Source organism: Pseudomonas extremorientalis, from assembly GCF_001870465.1.
GTDB lineage: Bacteria > Pseudomonadota > Gammaproteobacteria > Pseudomonadales > Pseudomonadaceae > Aquipseudomonas > Aquipseudomonas extremorientalis.
The window spans coordinates 1-360 of record NZ_MDGK01000002.1 but is presented as its reverse complement, the minus strand read 5'-3'; the positions used below and the strand labels follow the sequence as shown (position 1 = coordinate 360).

General features: G+C 57.5%; 1 protein-coding gene. It reads left to right on the top strand.

What is annotated here, in order from left to right:
* Positions 1–360 (top strand): RHS repeat domain-containing protein (locus BFN10_RS00035; protein WP_139221098.1); only part of this gene is annotated, 360 nt, incomplete at both ends.

Sequence of the window (360 nt, the reverse complement as noted above, 5' to 3'; positions counted from 1 at the left end):
GGTCACGTTACCGATTACACCTACAACAAATACGGACAGCTGATTGGGGTTTGGTACCCGGATCACAGCTGTCAGCGGCTGGTGTGGAACGAGCGTGGGCAGTTGCTTGAGGAGCAATTGCCGAATGGCGGGATCAAGCGTTATCGCTATGACGATCTCGGGCGGCAGATTGCACGGGAAGATGAACACGGCGCACTGACCCAGTATCAGTGGGACAGCGTGGGTCGGTTGATTCGCGTTTTGCTGCCAGGCGGCGAATTCAGGGAATACAGCTACAACCCCTACGGAAAAATCACCGCCGAACGCGACGAACAGGGGCACGTCACCCGCTACGAATACGCCGACGGCCTGCACCTGATC